This window comes from Neorhizobium sp. JUb45, assembly GCF_004343585.1.
Taxonomy (GTDB): Bacteria; Pseudomonadota; Alphaproteobacteria; order Rhizobiales; family Rhizobiaceae; genus Neorhizobium.
In genome coordinates this window covers 288,704-308,940 of record NZ_SLYW01000005.1, presented here as the reverse complement: position 1 = coordinate 308,940, position 20,237 = coordinate 288,704, and the positions used below count along the sequence as shown (strand labels likewise).

Annotated in this window: 16 protein-coding genes; 9 read left to right on the top strand and 7 right to left on the bottom strand. The window is 60.0% G+C overall.

Annotated elements, in window-relative coordinates:
• The first annotated feature begins 101 nt into the window (after positions 1-101).
• Positions 102-1,028, top strand: a complete 927-nt coding sequence (locus tag EDF70_RS20815; RefSeq protein WP_132277473.1) for a polyprenyl synthetase family protein — start codon at positions 102-104, stop codon at positions 1,026-1,028.
• A gap of 47 nt (positions 1,029-1,075) precedes the next feature.
• Positions 1,076-1,717, top strand: coding sequence for a LysE family translocator (locus tag EDF70_RS20810; RefSeq protein WP_132277471.1), 642 nt, complete (start codon positions 1,076-1,078; stop codon positions 1,715-1,717).
• A gap of 80 nt (positions 1,718-1,797) precedes the next feature.
• Here the strand turns inward: EDF70_RS20810 and EDF70_RS20805 are convergent, their stop codons facing one another.
• Positions 1,798-2,457, bottom strand: coding sequence for an OmpA family protein (locus EDF70_RS20805; protein ID WP_132277469.1), 660 nt, complete (start codon positions 2,455-2,457; stop codon positions 1,798-1,800).
• A 124-nt stretch (positions 2,458-2,581) separates the two neighbouring features.
• Positions 2,582-3,022, bottom strand: a complete 441-nt coding sequence (locus tag EDF70_RS20800) for a cupin domain-containing protein (protein ID WP_245519258.1) — start codon at positions 3,020-3,022, stop codon at positions 2,582-2,584.
• Positions 3,023-3,132: 110 nt separating this feature from the next.
• On the opposite strand from EDF70_RS20800, the gene EDF70_RS20795 reads away from it, so the two are divergent.
• Positions 3,133-3,732, top strand: a complete 600-nt coding sequence (locus EDF70_RS20795) for a TetR/AcrR family transcriptional regulator (RefSeq protein ID WP_132277465.1) — start codon at positions 3,133-3,135, stop codon at positions 3,730-3,732.
• Between the two features lie 33 nt (positions 3,733-3,765).
• On the opposite strand, the gene ispG is transcribed toward EDF70_RS20795, so the two are convergent.
• Positions 3,766-5,016 carry a flavodoxin-dependent (E)-4-hydroxy-3-methylbut-2-enyl-diphosphate synthase gene (gene ispG, locus EDF70_RS20790; RefSeq protein WP_132277463.1) on the bottom strand — a complete coding sequence of 417 codons (1,251 nt, stop codon included), beginning with the start codon at positions 5,014-5,016 and terminating at the stop codon, positions 3,766-3,768.
• Positions 5,017-5,134: 118 nt separating this feature from the next.
• Positions 5,135-6,325 carry an MFS transporter gene (locus EDF70_RS20785; RefSeq protein ID WP_132277461.1) on the bottom strand — a complete coding sequence of 397 codons (1,191 nt, stop codon included), beginning with the start codon at positions 6,323-6,325 and terminating at the stop codon, positions 5,135-5,137.
• A 114-nt stretch (positions 6,326-6,439) separates the two neighbouring features.
• Between EDF70_RS20785 and EDF70_RS20780 the strand changes: the two genes are divergently transcribed.
• Positions 6,440-7,339, top strand: coding sequence for a DMT family transporter (locus tag EDF70_RS20780; RefSeq protein ID WP_132277459.1), 900 nt, complete (start codon positions 6,440-6,442; stop codon positions 7,337-7,339).
• 26 nt (positions 7,340-7,365) lie between these two features.
• On the opposite strand, the gene pyc is transcribed toward EDF70_RS20780, so the two are convergent.
• Both pyc and EDF70_RS20770 read right to left on the bottom strand, forming a co-directional pair.
• On the bottom strand, positions 7,366-10,824 hold the full coding sequence (gene pyc, locus EDF70_RS20775) for a pyruvate carboxylase (protein WP_132277457.1): 3,459 nt from the start codon (positions 10,822-10,824) through the stop codon (positions 7,366-7,368).
• A 106-nt stretch (positions 10,825-10,930) separates the two neighbouring features.
• Positions 10,931-11,671: a LuxR family transcriptional regulator gene (locus EDF70_RS20770; protein WP_132277455.1), complete on the bottom strand. Its 741-nt coding sequence runs from the start codon at positions 11,669-11,671 to the stop codon at positions 10,931-10,933.
• 446 nt (positions 11,672-12,117) lie between these two features.
• On the opposite strand from EDF70_RS20770, the gene EDF70_RS20765 reads away from it, so the two are divergent.
• From EDF70_RS20765 to EDF70_RS20745, 5 genes are all read left to right on the top strand, one after another.
• Positions 12,118-15,246 carry a helicase-related protein gene (locus EDF70_RS20765; RefSeq protein WP_207908283.1) on the top strand — a complete coding sequence of 1,043 codons (3,129 nt, stop codon included), beginning with the start codon at positions 12,118-12,120 and terminating at the stop codon, positions 15,244-15,246.
• 4 nt (positions 15,247-15,250) lie between these two features.
• Positions 15,251-15,676, top strand: coding sequence for an RNA-binding S4 domain-containing protein (locus EDF70_RS20760; RefSeq protein WP_132277451.1), 426 nt, complete (start codon positions 15,251-15,253; stop codon positions 15,674-15,676).
• Positions 15,677-15,873: 197 nt separating this feature from the next.
• Positions 15,874-16,212, top strand: coding sequence for a ferredoxin FdxA (gene fdxA, locus EDF70_RS20755; protein WP_132277449.1), 339 nt, complete (start codon positions 15,874-15,876; stop codon positions 16,210-16,212).
• 422 nt (positions 16,213-16,634) lie between these two features.
• Complete coding sequence (locus EDF70_RS20750; protein WP_132277447.1) at positions 16,635-17,207, top strand: CarD family transcriptional regulator; 573 nt, start codon at positions 16,635-16,637, stop codon at positions 17,205-17,207.
• Positions 17,208-17,517: 310 nt separating this feature from the next.
• Positions 17,518-18,381 carry an RNA polymerase factor sigma-32 gene (locus EDF70_RS20745; RefSeq protein ID WP_132277445.1) on the top strand — a complete coding sequence of 288 codons (864 nt, stop codon included), beginning with the start codon at positions 17,518-17,520 and terminating at the stop codon, positions 18,379-18,381.
• A gap of 134 nt (positions 18,382-18,515) precedes the next feature.
• On the opposite strand, the gene EDF70_RS20740 is transcribed toward EDF70_RS20745, so the two are convergent.
• Positions 18,516-20,066 (bottom strand): M48 family metalloprotease, encoded by a 1,551-nt coding sequence (locus EDF70_RS20740; RefSeq protein ID WP_245519257.1) that lies wholly within the window; start codon positions 20,064-20,066, stop codon positions 18,516-18,518.
• Positions 20,067-20,237 lie beyond the last annotated feature (171 nt).

Sequence of the window (20,237 nt, the reverse complement as noted above, 5' to 3'; positions counted from 1 at the left end):
ACCGGCCAAAAACCAGCCGCCTGGCCCGGTCATGCCCGTAAAACTAACGGTGATCGGAATATGACATTGCCAGCGCTTTTGCCTCATGTCAGATAGCGGCCATGACGACAGAAGCCAGCCCTTCCGATTACGCCTTCGAAACACGCCTGCGCGACAGCGCTGCGCAAACGCAGGCTGCCCTCGTTGCCATGCTGGACGATGCGGCCCTCAAGGACGAGACGGCACGGCCGCCGCGCCTGCTGGCAGCCATGCGCCACGGCACACTGAACGGCGGCAAGCGCCTGCGACCGTTTCTGGTGCGCGAGACTGCGGCCATGCTTGGTGGTAACGCTTCCGCGGCTCTGCGGGTCGGCGTGGCGCTGGAATGCCTGCATTGTTATTCGCTGATCCACGATGACCTGCCGGCCATGGATGACGACGATTTGCGCCGCGGCCAGCCGACGGTGCACAAGGCCTATGACGAGGCGACCGCTATCCTCGCCGGTGATGCGCTTTTGACCTACGCTTTCGATATCATCGCGGCATCGGAAACCGATCTTTCCGACAGCCAGAAGATCCAACTCGTGCTGGCGCTGTCGCGCGCCGCCGGCATGGGCGGCATGGTCGGCGGCCAGGTGCTCGACATCGAGGCGGAAAAGAGCCAGCCCAATGAAGCGGGCATTGTCACCCTTCAGGCGATGAAGACCGGCGCGCTTTTGCGGTTTGCCTGCGAGGCCGGTGCGATTGCCGCCGGCGCCAGCGAGACCGATCGGCAAACGCTGCGCACATTCGGCGAAACCATCGGGCTGGCCTTCCAGCTCGCCGACGACCTGCTCGACATCACCTCGGATGCCGCTACGCTCGGCAAGGCAACAGGCAAGGATGCCGGCCGCGGCAAAGGCACGCTAGTTGCCCTCAACGGTATGGAATGGGCGGAAAAGCGGCTGGATGCGCTGGTGGCCGAGGCCGAAAACCTGCTCTCGCCCTATGGCGAAAAGGCTGCCATATTGCGCGAGGCGGCGCGTTTCATCGCCGACCGCAAAAGCTAACGGGTTCGGATCCATCTGGCATTCCGGACTTTTCGGGAGAGGATCGCATGCCGGACGTTTTCAGCTATCTGCCCGTGATCTGGCCGGCCTATATGGCCTATCTCATTACGGTTCTCAGCCCCGGCCCGGCCAATTTCGCGATCATGGGAACAGCGATTTCGCAGGGGAGGCGAGCCGGCCTCATCATTGCGCTCGGCATTTTCTGCGGTTCGCTGACATGGGGTGTTTCGGCAGCTCTTGGTCTGGCGGCGCTGCTGCGGACCTATGCTTTCGCACTGGAAATCATCAAGATCGTCGGCGGCCTTTACCTCATCTATCTCGCCTGGAAGGCTTATAAATCTGCCCGCACGGCAGATGCGGGGCTGGTGGGCGGCGCCACTCGAACAGATTATACGGCAAGGCAGCTCTGGCTGCGCGGTTATGCCATCCACATCACTAATCCGAAGGCGATTTTCGGCTGGTTGGCAATCATGTCGCTGGGCCTTCCGGCCGATGCGCCGCCATCCATGGTTCTGCTGATGCTCGGCATCTTCAGCACATCGAGTTTTGTCATCTTCATGGGCTATGCGCTGCTGTTTTCGACGCGGCATGCGCTGCGCGTCTACAAGTCCGCCCGCCGCTGGATCGAGGGCACGATGGCGGTGTTTTACAGCATTGCCGGCATAAAGCTGCTGACCAGCCGTATCTGACACCTGCCGCATACGAAAACAGCCCCGCATTCCGGAAGAATGCGAGGCTGCGCGATGTCTGCCTGAATGGCGTCAGGCGATCAGTTCTGTTCGATCGGTGCGATCGCCACTTCGACGCGGCGGTTTTGCGCGCGGCCGTCCGGCGTGGCGTTGGAAGCCACCGGCTGCGATGGGCCAAAGCCCATGGTCGAGATGCGGCGCTGGTCGATGCCACGGCCGCCGAGATAGTTAGCGACGGAAGCGGCTCGGCGTTCCGAGAGGCCCTGGTTATGCTGCAGGCTGCCGGTGGAGTCCGTGTGGCCGTTGACGTCGATATAGGTCTTGCCGAACTTGTTGAGCACGATCGCGACCGAATCCAGCGTCCGGTAGAAGGGCGGGATGACCTGATCCTGATCGGTGGCGAAGGTGATGTTGGACGGCATGTTGAGGATGATGCGGTCGCCCTGACGGGTAACCGACACGCCGGTGCCCTGCAGCTCGCGGCGCAGTTCGGCTTCCTGATTGTCCATGTAATTGCCGATCGCACCGCCGGCGAGACCGCCGATGGCAGCGCCGATCAGCGCATTGCGGCCCTTGTTGCCGCCGCCGACCACGAGGCCGCCAAGCGCGCCAAGACCGGCACCGATGGCAGCGCCACCCGCCATGTTCGACGTCTTTTGCTCACCCGTATACGGGTCGGTGGTGGTGCAGGCGGATAGAAACGTCGCGGCAAGCGCGGCGATGGCAAACTTCTTCAGCATTCGAATCGTTGTCCCCGTCGTCTGAGATGGTTTCCCTTTACCACAAAATGCGGCGAAACGAGGAATAATGGCATTCACCTCGCCGTTGGCCACCGACGAGGATCCTGCATCACCCGCTTGAGCCTCATGCGGCCGGCGGAAGAATTTCGATGCGGTTGCGCAATCCGCTGGCAACGATTGCCGGCACGTCCGGCTGTGTCATCGGCGGAAAACTGGCCTGATACAGGTCGGTTTTTTCGCCGACATCGACGAAAAAGGCTTCGTGCAGGCTGCCGGGCGAATTGATGATCAGCATGCGCGCATCGGTCTTGCCCGGATTGCGGAAGGCATGAACGGTGCCCGGCACGATATGCACGGCTTCACCCGGACCTTTGCGCTGCCATGCGCCATCCAGGAAAAATTCGTATTCGCCTTCCAGCACGTAAAAAGCTTCGTCATCCGCCTGACGGTGCATTGGCGATCCCTGGCCGGGAGCCGTGCGGTTTTCGATCAGGGTGAACCTGTCGTCGGTTGCGGCGCTGCGGATATGGAAGGTCAGCAGGTTGCCGAGAAAGTGCACGGTCATCGGGCCGGCTTCCGTTGAATTGACCCTTGAGGTCATTGTCGTCTTGTCCTCTGTTTGGTTTGTGATACGATTGCCTCTTAATGAGACTAATTTCTCATAAAGGAATTATGATGACCCGTCAAGTATTGCGCGAAGGCAAGTTCGAGAGGACCAACCAGAAGAAGAGAACGCGGGCCGAGTTGCTGAAAACGGCACGTTCGATGATCGAGCAGGGAGCTTCGTTTTCGGTGGCCGACGTGGCGGATGCCTCGGGCATTTCACGAGCCACGGCCTATCGTTATTTCTCCAAGCCGGATGACATGGTGCGCGAAGCGGCACTGGATGCGGTGGCCGAAAGTGTCCACCTGTCGGAAGATATGGCGCGCTCGGGAACGGTGGAGCAGAGGCTGGACGAAATGGTCCGCCAGATCTTTCGCATGGTCGCGGAAAACGAGAGCGTGTTTCGCGCCTTTCTGGCATCCGCCGTCACCGGTGATCAGGTCCAGCGCACGGGGCGTCGTGTGCCCTGGCTTGCGGAGGCGTTGAAACCGATCGAAACCAACCTGTCCGGGCCGGCCATGGAAAAACTGCTCGCCGGCCTCTCCTTGCTGACGGGCATAGAGGCGATGGTCGTGCTGCGCGATGTCTGCGGCGTGGATATCGAAAGGGGAGAGGAGATCGTGCGCTGGTCGGCGCAGGCCATGCTGGCAAAGGCGCTGGCGGAAGCATGAGCCCGCCAGCTTTACGAGGTGGTTCGGGACGGCTTATTCGGCGGCCGTCTTCTGACCAAAACGGTTCTCGATATACTCGATCACCAGCTTTTCGAAATCGGCGGCGATATTGGGGCCGCGCAGCGTCATCGCTTTCTTGCCGTCGATGAAGATCGGGGCGGCCGGCGTTTCGCCGGTGCCGGGCAGCGAGATGCCGATATCGGCATGTTTGCTTTCGCCGGGACCGTTGACGATGCAGCCCATGACCGCGACGTTCAGCGCCTCGACACCCGGATATTTTTCACGCCAGATCGGCATGTTCTTGCGGATGTCGTTCTGGATGTTCTGGGCGAGTTCCTGAAACACGGTCGAAGTGGTGCGACCGCAGCCGGGACACGCGGCCACGACCGGAATGAACTGGCGGAAACCCATGACCTGCAGGATTTCCTGGGCAACCTGCACTTCCTTGGTGCGATCGCCGTTCGGCTCCGGCGTCAGGGATACGCGAATGGTGTCGCCGATACCGTGCTGCAGGACGTAACCCATGGCAGCCGATGAGGCGACGATGCCCTTGGAGCCCATGCCGGCCTCGGTGAGGCCGAGATGCAGGGCATGGTTGGACCGTTCGGCCAGCATCGAATAACAGGCGATCAGATCCTGCACCTGGCTGACCTTGGCAGACAGGATTATGCGGTTGCGCGGCAGGCCGATCGATTCTGCAAGTTCGGCAGAGATCAGTGCCGACTGCACGATCGCCTCATGCATGACCTGACGGGCCGACAGCGGCGATCCCTGCTCGGAATTGCGGTCCATCAGCGTGGTCAGCAGATCCTGATCGAGCGAGCCCCAGTTGACGCCGATGCGCACCGGCTTGTCGTAGCGGATCGCCATCTCGATGATGTCGCCGAACTGCTTGTCCTTCTTGTCCTTGAAGCCGACATTGCCCGGATTAATGCGGTACTTTGCCAGTGCCTCGGCGCAGGCCGGATGGTCGGCCAGCAGCTTGTGGCCGATATAGTGAAAATCGCCGATCAAAGGCACGTCCAGGCCCAGACGCAACAGGCGCTCGCGCACTTTGGGCACGGCGGCAGCGCTTTCGTCGCGATCGACGGTGATACGCACCATTTCCGAGCCGGCCTTGAAGAGGGCCGCGACCTGCGCGACCGTCGCATCGACATCGGCCGTGTCGGTATTGGTCATGGACTGCACGACAACGGGCGCGCCGCCGCCGACGATCACGCCACCGACATCGACGGCAACAGTGGCGCGACGGGGTTTTGGATCAAAATCGATGGGTGAGGACATCAAACGTCTCGGTACTTGGCTGTTGGACCATTCAGGTGGATCATGGCATGCGCCTTGTCAACCTGCGGGCGCGTCACTTTACCTCGTTCAGCCTCTTTCGGCGAGCCTTCGTGTCGCGTCAATGATGTGCGTTATCCGCATGGCGGGCAAGCGATGAAAACGCCATGGCGATGACGATCAGCACCGAAAGTCCGACAAAAATGATGCCGAGCCCTGTGTGGCGAGCAATGAAACCGATGGCAGATGGGGCAACCAGAATGCCGGAATATCCCATCGTGGTGACGATCGACAGGCCAACGCCCGGCGCCATGCCCGGAAGGTTGCCGGCAGCGGAAAAGGCGATCGGCACGATGTTGGAAATGCCGATGCCGCACAGCGCAAAACCGATGATGGCGACGGTCGAATTGCCGGCAAAGCCGATGATCATCAGGCCGATTATGGCGATTGCGGCGCAGGTTCGCAGCGTTTTTACCGCGCCAAAACGGTCACGGATCAGGTCTCCGGCAAAACGCATCACCGCCATGGTGAGCGAGAAAGCGGCAAAGGCGAAGCCTGACAGCGTAGCCGAAGCGCCGAGTTCGTTGCGCAGGTAAAGTGCGCCCCAGTCGAGGATCGCGCCTTCCGGGATCATGCAGAACAGCGCCAGAATGCCGATCAGCCAGGGCAGGGGCGATCTTGGCAGGCCGCGCGAATGGCCTTCCTTGTGTTCGTCGGGATGCGGCGCGTCATGAAAAACCAGCGGCCATGCGGCGGCCACCATCAGGCCCGCCACCACCGTTGCCAGAACGGCATGCGCGCCGACGCCCATGTGATCGATGAGAAAACCGCCGGTGGCCGAACCGATCAGGCCGCCGAGACTCCAGAAGGCATGGCAGGACGACATGATGGCACGGCGCATGTGGCGCTCGACCGAGACGGCATTGGCGTTCATCGCCACATCCATGGCGCCGATCAGCCCGCCGAAAAGAAAGATTGCGACACCGCCCAGCCAGACATTGCCGACAAAGGTCAGATAGAGGAGACAGGGCGTCAGCAGCACGGCGGTAACGCGGCTGACGGTGCTGGAGCCGAAGCGGGCGATCTGGCTGCCGGCGATCGGCATCATCACCAGCGATCCCAGGCCGAACAGCAGGATCATGACACCGAGTTTCGCCTCATCGAGGTCGAGCCGTGTGGCGAATTCCGGAATTTTTGGCGCCCATGCGCCGATCAGAAAACCGTTCACCAGAAAGAGCAGGGCGACACCGATGCGTTCGCGGGTGATCGCAGGTCTTGCGACCCGCGCGGCGGTTTCCGATCTGGTGTCCATGTGTTCCTCCACGGGCATTCACTGCGGGCGAAGCAGAATCGCAGTTGCATTTCCACTGAAATACCCTAAAGCGCAGAGCCTGCAACCATGCGAGGCGCCGTCGGGCGTAATCCATTGAAATCCAGCACAGCCAGCGGCATTCTTTTCGTCAGCGCGTCCTATTTCGTGTTCACGCTGCACGATGCGGTGGTCAAACTTCTGGTCGCCGATGTCAGCGTCTGGCAGATCCTTTTCTTTCGCAGCATGACGATCCTGATCGCCTGCCTGATTATCGGCGGACGCGGTTTTATCGGCCGGGTGGCGCGCACGCCCGTCATGAAGCCGATGGCGTTGCGAAGCGTGATCCTGCTCGGCGCGTGGTTTGCCTATTACACGGCGGCAAAATCTCTGCAGCTCGCCGAACTCACGACGATCTATTACGCCGCGCCCGTTGTCGCGACGCTGCTCGCCATCCCGATCCTGCATGAAAAGGTGCCGCCGGTGCGCTGGGCGGCGATCATTCTCGGTTTCGTCGGGGTGCTGATTGCTGCCAATCCGGTGGGCCTGACGATCTCCGTCCCGGTCGGTCTGGCGCTGCTCGCCGCCATTCTCTGGGCGTGCGGCAGCGTGCTGTTGCGCAAGACGGCGATGAACGAATCGACGCTGGTGCAGATGACGCTCACCAACACCTTCTTCGTGCTGATGACCTGTGTGATGGCGATCTACCACTGGAAGCCGCTCGATCTTTCCAGCGGCACGTTGCTTCTGCTCGTCGGTCTGCTCGGCGGAACCGCTCAGGCGGCCCTGTTCGAAGCGATGCGGCGGGCGCCGGTGTCGGTTCTGGCGCCGTTCGAATATTCATCGCTGATCTGGGCTTTTGTGCTCGGCTACGTCATCTGGCAGGATATTCCGGCCAGCAATGTCGCGGTCGGCGCCGCGCTGATCTTCTGCGCGGGCCTGCTCATCGTGTTCTCGGAGCGGCTGGCGGCACGTCGTTATCGTCTCGGCAAGCCGGACGAGGTAACGGACGCCTGAATTTCATCAGGCGTCCGCTATCGATTTTAGCTGCCGTAAACGATCAGCAGGTCCTTGGCGTCGATCTGGTCGCCGGCTTTCACCAGCACTTCCGAGATCGTGCCGTCCTTTTCCGCGTGCAGCGCGGTTTCCATCTTCATCGCCTCGATGGAGAGCAGAACGTCGCCTGCCTGAACCGTCTGGCCGGCTGAGACTGCCACCGTCGAAACGACACCCGGCATCGGAGCACCAAGATGGGCGGCATTGCCGACCTCGGCCTTGCGGCGCACGGCGCTGGCAGACGTTCGGTTGCGATCCGGCACCTTGATGCGGCGCGGCTGGCCGTTCAGCTCGAAGAAGGCCGTCACCATGCCCTGCGCATCCGGCGCACTGGTTGCCTGGTTGACGATGACCAGCGTCTTACCCTTTTCGATGTCGGCCAGCAGTTCCTCGCCATCCGCCATGCCGTAGAAATAGGCGTGGGTCGGCAGAACCGAGACCGGTCCATAGGTGTCCGATGCCAGCGCAAAATCGGTGAACACCTTTGGATACATCAGGTAGGAGGCGAACTCGAAATCGTCGACCTTGCGCTCCAGCTTGGTCTCGACCTCCTTGCGTTCGGCATCGAGATCGGCCGGCGCCAGCAGTGAGCCGGGAACGGCCGTATAGGGCTTGTCACCCTTCAGCGCCTTTTTCTGGATCGCTTCCGGCCAGCCGCCCGGAGGCTGGCCAAGATCGCCCTTCAGCATGGCGACGACCGAATCCGGGAAGGCGATATCCTTGGCCGGATTTTCGACATCGGCGACGGTGAGGTCCTGAGAAACCATCATCAGCGCCATGTCGCCCACCACCTTGGAGGACGGGGTGACTTTGACGATATCGCCGAACATCTGGTTCACGTCGGCATAGGTCTGGGCAACCTTGTGCCATTTGGTATCCAGCCCCAGCGAACGTGCCTGTTCCTTGAGGTTGGTGAACTGGCCGCCCGGCATTTCGTGCAGATAGACTTCCGAGGCCGGTCCCTTGAGATCGCTTTCGAAGGCCGCGTATTGGCCGCGCACTGCTTCCCAATAGAACGAGATCTTTCGGATCCATTCGGGATCGAGACCCGGATCACGCTCGGTGCCGGAAAGTGCTTCTACGATCGAGCCGAGGCATGGCTGCGACGTGTTGCCCGACAGCGCATCCATGGCGGCATCGACGACATCGACGCCTGCTTCCACGGCGGCAAGCACGGTCGCGGCGGAAATGCCGGATGTGTCATGCGTGTGGAAATGGATCGGCAGCGATGTTGCTTCGCGCAACGCCTTGAACAGGATTTTGGCAGCCGCCGGCTTCAACAGGCCGGCCATGTCCTTGACGGCGATGATATGGGCGCCGGCCTTTTCCAGTTCCTGCGCCAATGCGACATAATATTTGAGGTCGTATTTCGGGCGGGCGGAATTGGTGAGGTCGCCGGTATAGCAGATCGCCGCCTCGCAGAGCCGGTTCTCCTCGTTCACCGCATCCATCGACACGCGCATGTTGTCGACCCAGTTCAGGCAGTCGAACACGCGGAACAGATCGATGCCGCCCTTGGCGGCCTGACGGACAAAATATTTCACGACATTGTCGGGATAGTTCTTGTAGCCGACGCCGTTGGCACCGCGCAGCAGCATCTGCAGCAAAATGTTCGGTGCACCGTCGCGGATCAGCGCCAGACGTTCCCACGGATCTTCGGTGAGGAACCGCATGGAAACGTCGAAGGTCGCGCCGCCCCAGCATTCCAGCGAGAACAGATTTGGCAGCGCGCGGGCATAGACGTCGGCCACGCGGGCAATGTCGTGTGTGCGCACGCGTGTCGCCAGCAGCGACTGGTGGCCGTCGCGCATGGTAGTGTCGGTCACCAGCACGCGGTCATGGCTTCGCACCCATTCGGCGAATTTTTTCGGGCCGAGTTCGTCGAGCTTCTGTTTCGAACCGCTCTGGATCTCGCCGCTGACATAGGGAAGAACCGGCTTGGCCGCATTGACCGAAGGCTCAGGCCTTCCCTTGGTTTCCGGGTGGCCGTTGACTGTCACGTCGGCCAGATAGGTCAGAAGTTTTGTGGCGCGGTCGGCGCGCTTGACCTGCTCGAAAAGCTCTGGCGTCGTGTCGATGAAGCGCGTCGTATAGGTGTTGTTGCGGAATTTTTCGTGGCTGATGATGGCTTCGAGGAAGGTCAGATTGGTAGCGACGCCGCGGATGCGGAATTCACGCAATGCGCGGTCCATGCGGCTGATCGCCTCCTGCGGCGAGGCGCCTGATGCCGTCACCTTCACCAGAAGCGGATCGTAATAGCGGGTGATGATCGCGCCCGTATAAGCCGTGCCGCCATCGAGACGAATGCCGAAACCGGCAGCCGAGCGATAGGCGGTGATGCGGCCGTAGTCCGGAATAAAGTTCTGTTCCGGATCTTCGGTGGTGATGCGGCATTGCAGGGCATGGCCGTTAAGGCGGATGTTCTCCTGTGCGGGTACGCCGGATTCGGGTGTGCCGATCGCAAACCCATCGAGGATGTGGATTTGCGCCTTGACTATGTCGATGCCGGTCACGACTTCGGTGACGGTGTGCTCGACCTGAATGCGCGGGTTGACCTCAATGAAGTAGAATTTGCCGGTCTGCGCATCCATCAGATATTCGACGGTGCCGGCACCGATATAGTTGGTGGCCTTGGCGATCTTTAGGGAATAGGCGGCGAGTTCGGCCCGCTGCGCTTCTGAAAGATAAGGTGCCGGTGCGCGTTCCACGACCTTCTGGTTACGGCGCTGGATGGAACAATCGCGCTCGAACAGATGAACGACATTGCCGTGCGTGTCGCCCAGAACCTGGCTCTCGACGTGTCGGGCGCTCTCGACCAGCTTTTCGAGATAGACCTCGTCCTTGCCGAAAGCGGCCATCGCCTCGCGCTTGGCTTCGACGACTTCTCTCGCCAGATCTTTTGGATCGCGAATGGCGCGCATGCCGCGTCCGCCGCCGCCCCATGAGGCTTTCAGCATGACCGGATAACCGATCTCCTCGGCCATTTTTGCCACTTCCGCTGCATCGTCCGGCAGCGGTTCTGTGGCCGGTACGACCGGCACGCCGACCGAGATCGCCAGGTTACGGGCGGCAACCTTGTTGCCGAGCTGGCGCATCGTATCGGGTCGCGGGCCGATGAAGATGATGCCGGCCGCATCGCATGCATCGACGAATTCCGGGCTTTCCGACAGCAGCCCATAACCGGGATGGATCGCATCTGCGCCGGAAAGCTTGGCCACCCGGATCACTTCCGAGATAGACAGATAGCTCTCGATCGGGCCGAGATCTTTTTCCAGATGCGGGCCGCGGCCGACCTGATAACTTTCGTCGGCCTTGAAGCGGTGCAGCGAGAGTTTGTCTTCTTCCGCCCAGATGGCGACAGTTTTGATCCCGAGCTCATTGGCCGCGCGAAAAACGCGGATGGCAATTTCGGATCGGTTGGCAACGAGAATTTTCGAGATCGGCAAGACTGTACTCCCATTCGTACTTGCGATGTGCTGCAAGTGCGAGACGAGCACTAATATTCTGCCGGATCAAGTCCAATCTATCGCGGAAAAGGCGTGTGCGACAATCTCACGAGACAAGACCAAGCCGAAAGGCGATGGCGACGACATGTTGCCGGTTGCTGGCCTCGAACTTTTCCTGAATGGCATTGATGTACCAATCGACGGTATGGTTCGAAATGGTCAGCGTCTTGGCGATCTCGTGAGACGTCATGCCTTCGGCGAGAAGATGCAGCACTTCTGTTTCACGGCGCGTTAATGTCGTCTCGACCGATTTGATCGCTTCGAAATGCGAGGTCTGTCCACCGAGTTCCAGCGTGCGCCAGAACATCTTTTTCGCAGCGGCATCAAACATCGTCATTTCTGCTGGCGAAAGATCGATGAACTGGCCGCCGATGCTTACATGGCCCAGCAGGCCATTGCGGCCATGGATCGGAAACGTATAGCCGTCATGCAGCCCGCTGCGAGACGCGTCCTGCATCATCCGCTGGATGCGCTTTCGATTGGGATCGCTGCGAAACATGCTGACTGCTTCACGCCAGCGAAAAGGTCGCTGTGCCACCGCGAGCATCCGGATCGTCGGATCGACAAGGCCGAATTTCTTGGCGGCATATGTTTCCTGCCAACCATCGGGCGAGCGTCCCCACAGGACTGTACTATCGAGATAGCCCAGCGATTTGGATTTCATCCAGACGCCGTAGTAGCTGAAATTGTAATTCTTCAGCACCGCCTCGAATTCCGCTGCCAGTTCTGTCTGGCTTTTCGCCTCGTGGGCCAAGACCAAAAATTGTAAAATCGAGTGAACTGTCACTCTAGCCCTCCGGCAACGGAAAAATTCGCACGCTTGTTCTCAATCAATTCAGTTTGTCTGACCAACTCTTGATTCATAGTCAGTACCGTTTCTTAGCAATGGATAAAGGATAGAGCATGAAATCTTGCATTCAAATAAGAGCATGAATCGTATTTATACCCTCATTGTCCACCGCAAAATAAGTTTAAGGTTAGGTTCTCCGGAACAAATGCGGAATCCGGGCAAGTCAGCGATTCGTCGCCGTTTCGTTCCCACCCTGTTCCAAGCAGCGGAAAAGACTCGGTTTTTCTCGACTGCCCAGGTTTTTGCATTGATCGGCATCGTCCCATTGCAAGAAACGGCTTGCCTTTGAAGGTCACTATCGCCATCTGTGGCGAAGCCGTCGGCGGTCAAGTCCGCAGATGAACTCGTTTTCAGTGCGGACTTTTGTCTTGAATGTTCAGCCCATGATATTGAGCGGCCGCGGCGTTACCGCGGTGCTCGGACCGACCAATACCGGCAAGACGCATTTTGCGATCGAACGCATGGTGGCGCATGGATCGGGCGTCATCGGACTGCCGCTGCGCCTGCTTGCGCGCGAGGTTTATGTCCGTCTGGTCGAAAAGGTCGGACACCATAATGTCGCGTTGATCACCGGTGAGGAAAAGATCACGCCGCATATGGCGCGCTTTTCCGTCTGCACGGTGGAGGCGATGCCGCGCGAGACAAAGGCCGCGTTCGTCGCCATTGACGAAGTGCAGCTGGCAGGCGATCTCGAGCGCGGTCATATTTTTACCGATCGCCTCCTGCATCTGCGCGGTCGCGAGGAAACCCTTCTGCTGGGCGCCGCCACCATGCGGCCGATCCTCGAAAAACTGCTGCCGGGCATAACCATTGTCGAGCGGCCACGCCTTTCGCAGCTGTTTTATTCCGGCCAGAAAAAGATCACCCGCCTGCCGCAACGCACTGCCATCGTCGCCTTTTCGGCAGACGAAGTTTATGCGATTGCCGAATTGATCCGTCGTCAGCGCGGCGGTGCGGCTGTCGTGCTCGGCGCGCTCAGCCCGCGCACGCGCAATGCCCAGGTCGGGCTCTACCAGTCCGGCGATGTCGAATATCTCGTCGCCACGGATGCGATCGGCATGGGCCTCAATCTCGATGTGGATCACGTCGCGTTTGCGCAGGACCGCAAATTCGACGGTTACCAGTTCCGCAATCTCAATCCGTCGGAAATGGCGCAGATTGCCGGTCGTGCCGGTCGTCATCTGCGCGATGGTACCTTTGGCGTGACCGGTCAGGTGCAGCCTTTTGACGAGGAACTGGTCGAGCGGATCGAAAGCAACCAGTTCGACAGCGTGAAAGTGCTGCAGTGGCGTTCCAAGCAACTCGACTTTTCGTCGCTGCGCGATCTGCGCAACAGCCTCGATGTCAGCCCTGTCGTTCATGGTCTGACACGCGCCTTGCCGGCAACCGACAGTCAGGCGCTCGATCACCTGTCACGTTATCCCGAAATCCGTGATCTGGCGACGACGCCGGCGCGGGTTGAAACGCTGTGGGATGCCTGCGCGCTTCCCGATTATCGCAGAATTGCACCGGCGCATCACGCGGACCTGATTTCGACGCTTTTTTCCGATCTTGTACGGCATGGCGCGGTCAATGAAGATTTCATGGCCGAGCAGGTGAAAAGGGCCGACCGAACCGAAGGCGAAATCGACACGCTTTCGGCGCGAATCGCTCAGATCAGAACATGGACTTATGTTTCAAATCGCCCGGGTTGGTTGGCGCATCCGACACACTGGCAAGAAAAGACACGGGAAATCGAGGATAGGTTGTCGGACGCGCTACATGAAAGGTTGACGAAACGCTTTGTTGATCGCAGGACATCTGTGCTCATGAAGCGCCTGAGAGAGAATGCGATGCTGGAAGCAGAAATTAGTGTAAATGGCGATGTGTTCGTCGAGGGACATCACGTCGGACAACTTGCCGGTTTCCGGTTTACCGCCGTCTCTGGGACGGAAGGACCGGATGCCAAGGCCGTGCAGACGGCTGCGCAAAAAGCGCTGGCATTGGAATTCGAGGCACGTGCCGCGCGGCTTTACGCGAGCGGTAACGGCGACCTCGCGCTCGGCTCGGATGGTTTCGTCCGTTGGCTCGGCGATCCGGTGGCCCGTCTTGCGGAAAGCGACCACGTCATGCGGCCGCGCGTCATCCTGCTCTCCGACGAGCAGCTGACCGGCAATGCGCGTGATCACGCGGCTGCCCGTATCGAGCGCTTCGTCAATCATCATATCGCAACCGTGCTGAAGCCGCTCGACGACCTGTCGCGTGCCGAAGACCTGCAGGGCATCGCCAAGGGCCTGGCATTCCAGATCGTCGAAAATCTCGGCGTGCTGTTCCGCCGTGACGTTGCGGACGACGTCAAGTCGCTGGATCAGGAAGGCCGTGCCTCGATGCGCCGTTACGGCGTGCGTTTCGGCGCCTACCACATCTTCATGCCCGCATTGCTGAAGCCGGCGCCAGCAGAGCTGATCACCCTGCTCTGGGCGCTCAAGTACGATGGCCTCGACAAGCCGGGTTACGGCGAACTCATTCCGGCTCTGGCTGCCGGCCGTACCTCGGTCGTTGCCGATGCCACCTATGAGCGGATGTTCTATCGTCTGGCCGGCTTCCGATTCCTCGGCAAGCGCGCCGTGCGCATCGATATCCTCGAGCGTCTCGCAGACCTCATCCGTCCGCTCTTGCAGTGGAAGCCCGGCCAGCCGCGTCCGGAAGGCGCGTATGATGGCCGTCGCTTCACCACGACAACGGCGATGCTTTCCATCCTCGGCGCCACTGCCGACGACATGGAAGAAATTCTCAAGGGTCTCGGTTATCGTGCCGATGCCGTGAAGGCTGAAGAGGCCGCCGCATTCCTCGCCGGTGAGGATTCCAAGCCGGCGGCAGCGTCCGCTGCTGCGACCTCAGAGCCTGCTGTTGAAGCCGACGAAGCGGTTGCCACGGACGAAACGGACGCTTCCGAAGCGTCAGCGGAACCCGCGGTCGAAGCGGCCCCTGTTGAGGCTGGTGCAGAAGCCGTCGAGCCGTCGCCGGAAGTTTCCGCCGAAGTCGAAACTGCAACTGAAGCCGCACCGGCAGCCGATGCCGAAGCGCCTGTCGCTGAAGCTGAAGAGCCGAAGCCGGTTCTGTTGTGGCGTCCGGGTGGCGGTCGCAGCGAACAGCAGCGTGGCGGACGTCCGCAGGGCGATCGTCGTGGAAACAACAATAACCGTGGCGAAGGCCAGGCTGCAGCCGGTGAAGGCCAGCAGCGTCGTGACAACCGTCGCGGTGGCGAAGGTCGTAACCAGGAAGGCCGTGGCGATCAGGAAACGCGTGGTCGTGATGGCGGCAAGCCGAACCGTGGCGACCGTCGTCCCGACAATCGTGGTGGCGATCGTCCGCCGCGTGGTGACCGTCCGGATCGCAATGATCGCAACGACCGTAACAAGTCGCAGCAACCGGCCCGCTTCGAGGCACGCCCGCCGCGTAAGGAAAAACCGGTCGATCCGGATTCGCCTTTCGCAAAGCTGGCTGCTCTCAAGGAGCAGATGAAGAAGTAACGCCATGACGGAAAAGCCATCTGGAGATCTGCGTCAGCGAATCGACAAGTGGCTTTTCTTCACGCGCATGGCCAAGTCGCGTTCGCTGGCACAGGCCTTGCTCAATTCGGGCCATGTGCGGGTGAACGGGCTTCCCATCCGCAAGCCCAGTTTCGAGGTGAAGGCCGGCGACAAGGTCGAGCTTTCACTGGAGCGCCGTGATCTTATCCTTGTCGTCAGGTCCGCCGGCGAGCGTCGCGGTCCTTTCGAGGAGGCCCGGCAGCTTTACGAAGATCTGACACCGCCGCGGGAGGAAACCGCACGCCTGAACGCTTTCGAGCAGGCGCAGCGGACGCCTGGCAGCGGTCGACCGACCAAAAAGGAACGCCGCGAAACCGATCGTCTTTTTCCGGATGCGGGCGGTCCCGACATCGACTGGCGTGACGATTAGAACAAACCACCTAAAGCGGATGTTTTTTCGAAAAGCTTTATCCTTGCTAAGCGGCGTCAAAGGCTTTACCTGACGTTCGAAACAGCCGGATAGCCCGCCTCTGTCGTTCCAGCGGTCGCGTTGTCCTCGTCCGGCCCACAGGGCTCGACATTTCCCGAAATCGGGTTCCTGACCACCGTGTTGATCTGGAGTGCTTCATGACGTACGTCGTGACCGATAACTGCATTCGCTGCAAATATACCGACTGCGTCGAAGTCTGCCCTGTCGACTGCTTCTACGAAGGCGAGAATTTTCTCGTCATCCATCCCGACGAGTGCATCGATTGCGGCGTCTGCGAGCCCGAATGTCCCGCCGAGGCGATCAAGCCCGATACGGAGCCGGGGCTGGACAAGTGGCTGAAGGTCAATGCCGAATATGCGCAGGTCTGGCCTAACATCACCATCAAGCGTGATGCTATGCCGGAAGCCAAGGAAATGGACGGCGTCTCGGACAAGTTCGAGCAGTTTTTCTCGGCTGAGCCAGGCACTGGTGATTGATCCATCAGGGTATCAAACGGCAGTTATAGCTGCCGCCACCCTGCATATTCGAGCGGAAGCAACCAATGCCGTTTGGCATTGCCTAACCTTTGCGCAGTGATTCGGGCGTTGTTTCTTCGCAACGGCGAAACCAAATCATTGATTTCCGCCTATTTTTGTGGTAGACAACTCTTACTGTTCCACAAAGCGGCATGCGTGTGCCCTAAAAACATCACGAAAACAACACGTCCCTTTTGCGCGATCCCCTGAGTTGCCATCAAGTCCGGGTGTCTGTCGCTAATTGTGATCCTGTTGTTTTTTTCGCACGCGCGTCAAGCGGACCAGTAATGGAGTCACCCGACGGTTTCCCCCGTCTCATCCGGGCCTGACTGACCCGGCCCCGGCAAGAACGCCGGGAGCGTAACAGGGAGAGTATTGTAAGAATGACGACCCAGCAGAAAAAATCTTCAGCGCGCCACGGCTTCAAGACTGGTGAATCCATTGTCTATCCGGCGCATGGAGTGGGCACGATCTCCACAATCGAAGAGCAGGAAGTGGCGGGCATGAAGCTCGAACTTTTCGTCATCGATTTCGAAAAGGATAAGATGCGCCTCAAGGTGCCGGTCGCCAAGGCTGTCAGCATCGGCATGCGCAAGCTTTCCGAAACGGACTTCGTCGAACGTGCATTGAAGGTCGTTCAGGGCAAGGCCCGCGTCAAGCGCACCATGTGGTCGCGTCGCGCTCAGGAATATGATGCAAAGATCAATTCCGGCGACCTGATCTCGATTGCAGAAGTTGTCCGCGATCTCTATCGCGCTGAAAATCAGCCGGAACAGTCCTATTCCGAGCGTCAGCTCTATGAGGCTGCTCTTGACCGCATGGCGCGTGAAATTGCCGCCGTCAACAAGATGTCTGACACCGAGTCCGTTCGCCTGATCGAGACCAATCTCGCCAAGGGCCCGAAGCGTGGCAAGTCGGTCGAAGACGACGATGCACAAGAGGAAGAAGCAGCCTGATCAAGGCGGCATTGACCTGAATTAAAAAACCCGGCTCTGCCGGGTTTTTTATTGGAACCATTTCTGGTCCCATGCGTTACCCCGCCGGAACGGCGCTCTGGTGTTTGATGGAACCGGGCGCAGTTTTCATCCACGGGGGACATGGCGCAAGCTGCGTATCCCTTAAGACGAGCGACACAACGAGGGGCGCAACGACACCACAATCTCACGCCAAAAATGCCGTATTTCAAGGGTTTAACCCCCGCTTACGTTTTTGGTCCCGTGAAATTGCGATGTCTTTGCCGGATCAACTTGTTTCAAGGAGACCGTGATGAATGCCATGTCCGCAGACCGCAATATGATCAAGATTGCCATGTCGGCACCCTACCTGGCTCGCGAGGAGGAAAAAGACCTCGCCGTGCGCTGGAAGGACGATCAGGACCAGGACGCACGCAATCAGATTGCACTTGCCCACATGCGTCTCGTGATCGCCATGGCATCGAAGTTCCGCGGCTTCGGGCTTCCCATGAGCGACCTCGTACAAGAAGGTTATGTAGGGCTGCTGGAAGCGGCGGCAAGGTTTGAGCCCGCCCGCGATGTTCGTTTCTCCACTTATGCAAGCTGGTGGATCCGCGCATCGATGCAGGATTACATCCTGCGCAACTGGTCGATCGTGCGTGGTGGCACCAGTTCCGCCCAGAAGGCGCTGTTCTTCAATTTGCGCCGCCTGCGTGCCAAGCTGGCGCGTGGCGACAACAATCTCACCGCCCAGGCCATTCACGAGGAAATCGCCGTGGCGCTTGGCGTCAGCGTTTCCGACGTTCAGACCATGGATGCACGCCTTTCCGGCAATGACGCATCGCTGCAGGCGCCGTCGATCGCCGGCGATGCCGACAGCGGGGAGCGCCTCGATATGCTGGAAAGCGCAGAGCCGCTGCCGGATGAACAGGTTTCCGGCATGATCGATGGCGAACGCCGCCTCAAATGGCTGCAGGGTGCGCTGACCAAGCTCAACGATCGTGAAAAGAAGATCATTCGCGCCCGCCGCCTGACGGATGACGGGGCAACGTTGGAAGCGCTTGGTGCGGAACTGGGCATTTCCAAGGAACGCGTGCGCCAGATCGAAAGCCGGGCCATCGAGAAGCTCAAGTCGGCGCTGGTGACCATGAACCCGCAGATGGCTGCCATTTCCTGACAACTGCCAAAACTCTGGAGGCGCCGATACGTGATGCGTATCGGTTTTGCCGTTGGTTGATATGAAAAAGCCTCCTGGCCGCGCGGTCAGGAGGCTTTTTGCATTTGGCTCTATATGCCGGATCCGGGTCGGGCCTATTCCGAAATGATCTTCACCTTTTGCCCCGCCGATACGGTTGCACTGGCGGGCATGGCGTTGATCAGCTTGAACAGGTCGAGCTTGCGATCCGTGCCCATCATGCGCGCCGCGAGGCTGGTGATCGTGTCGTTGGCAGCGACGGTGACGACGCGCACGCGCAGCGGCTTGAGGCTGGCGATTTCCTGCGGTGTCATGCGGCGAAAGCTCTGGCGCAGGATATCGGCCGTCGGCTGCAGGATGGCGCTACCTTTCGGCACCGCCGTCAGGAAACGAAAAATCTGCTTGTCAATGCGGATGACGGTAACGTCGAAATCCCAGCGCTCGGCACTGGCGCGGGCGGTTGCCGCCGGCAGGCCGTTGACGGTGATTTCCCGGACGGTATCGGGCAGCAGGCCGGCCACCCAGCCGCTGGTCATGTAATTGGTCAGGCTGCCGGTATCGCCGGCGGCCACACCGTCGAAGCGGATCGCTGTTTCGTTCGGGCCGGTTGCCAGAACGGCTTCGACCTTGTTGTCGATGCGAAACCCTTCCGGCACGTCGAAACGGATGCCCAGCCCGCCATGCAGGAAGGTCTCGTTGCGAACATAGCCTTCTTCCGGGCTGTCGCCGTAAAGCAGACCATCGATGCCGGCGAGGTAATAATCGCGACCACGGTCACCGACCGTGCCTTCCTGGCCGAAATTGCGGGCGTGCTGGCGCGCCAGTTCCACGCGCTGTGGCGCGTTCGGGTGGCTGGACAGAAAGTCGAGGCTCTGGTCATTGTCCGGATCGACCGCCGAATAACGGGCGTAAGCCGCCATGGAGTCGAGAAAGCGCGGCGAGGCATAGGGGTCGTAACCGGCTTCGCCCAGCATGCGCACGCCGATCACGTCGGCCTGCAGTTCCTGCTGACGCGAGAAGGCGGCGAGGCGCAGCTTGCCGCGCGCCAGCGCTGCCTTGCCGGCAAGATCGCTGGAGAGGACTTCGGCAACCACGCGGCTGGCGATCACTTCCGCTTCTTCACGCTTCTGGCGCTCGATGCCGTGGTTGGCGGTCACGTGGCCCATTTCGTGCGAGAGCACGGCCGCCACTTCCGAGGCGTCGTTGGCAAGTGCCAGCAGGCCGCGCGTCACGTAAAGATAACCGCCGGGTAGCGCGAATGCGTTGATTGCCGGGGAATTCAGGATGGTGATGCGGAAAGACTGGTTCGGGTTTTCCGACACCGCCGTCAGCGCACCGGCAATGCGGGCAACGAGGCGTTCCGTCTTGGCGTCGTGATATTCGCCGCCGTAGCTCGCCACGATGCGCGGATGCTCGCGCGCACCCATCTGCGCACGCGGATCGTTCTTCTGCACCTCGTCGACGATCTGCGGATTGGACGACGGCGAAACATTGGCCTGGTAGGTCTGGTCGAGGATGGACTGGCAACCGGACAGGAATGTTGCGCCTGCCAGCAACAGGCAAAGTCCTGCCGATGGCAGGCGTCTGCGCCTGACTGCAGGTGCACCGATGCGAGCTCCGATGGTGCTGCCTTCCGTCATATCTGTTGCCGCTTTGCCAACCGTCATTTGCTCAAGCCTGTAGTGGCAGGTCTGCCTGTCGGGTCTCCACGATGACCCGACGCCTGAAACCCGCCAAACGTCATATTCCACTTAACTGATTTTGCGTGCTGCATGCACGAATGTCCAAGGAAATAGAAAGAAGCCAAGCTTTTGCAAGTAATTACCAATCCGTTATCG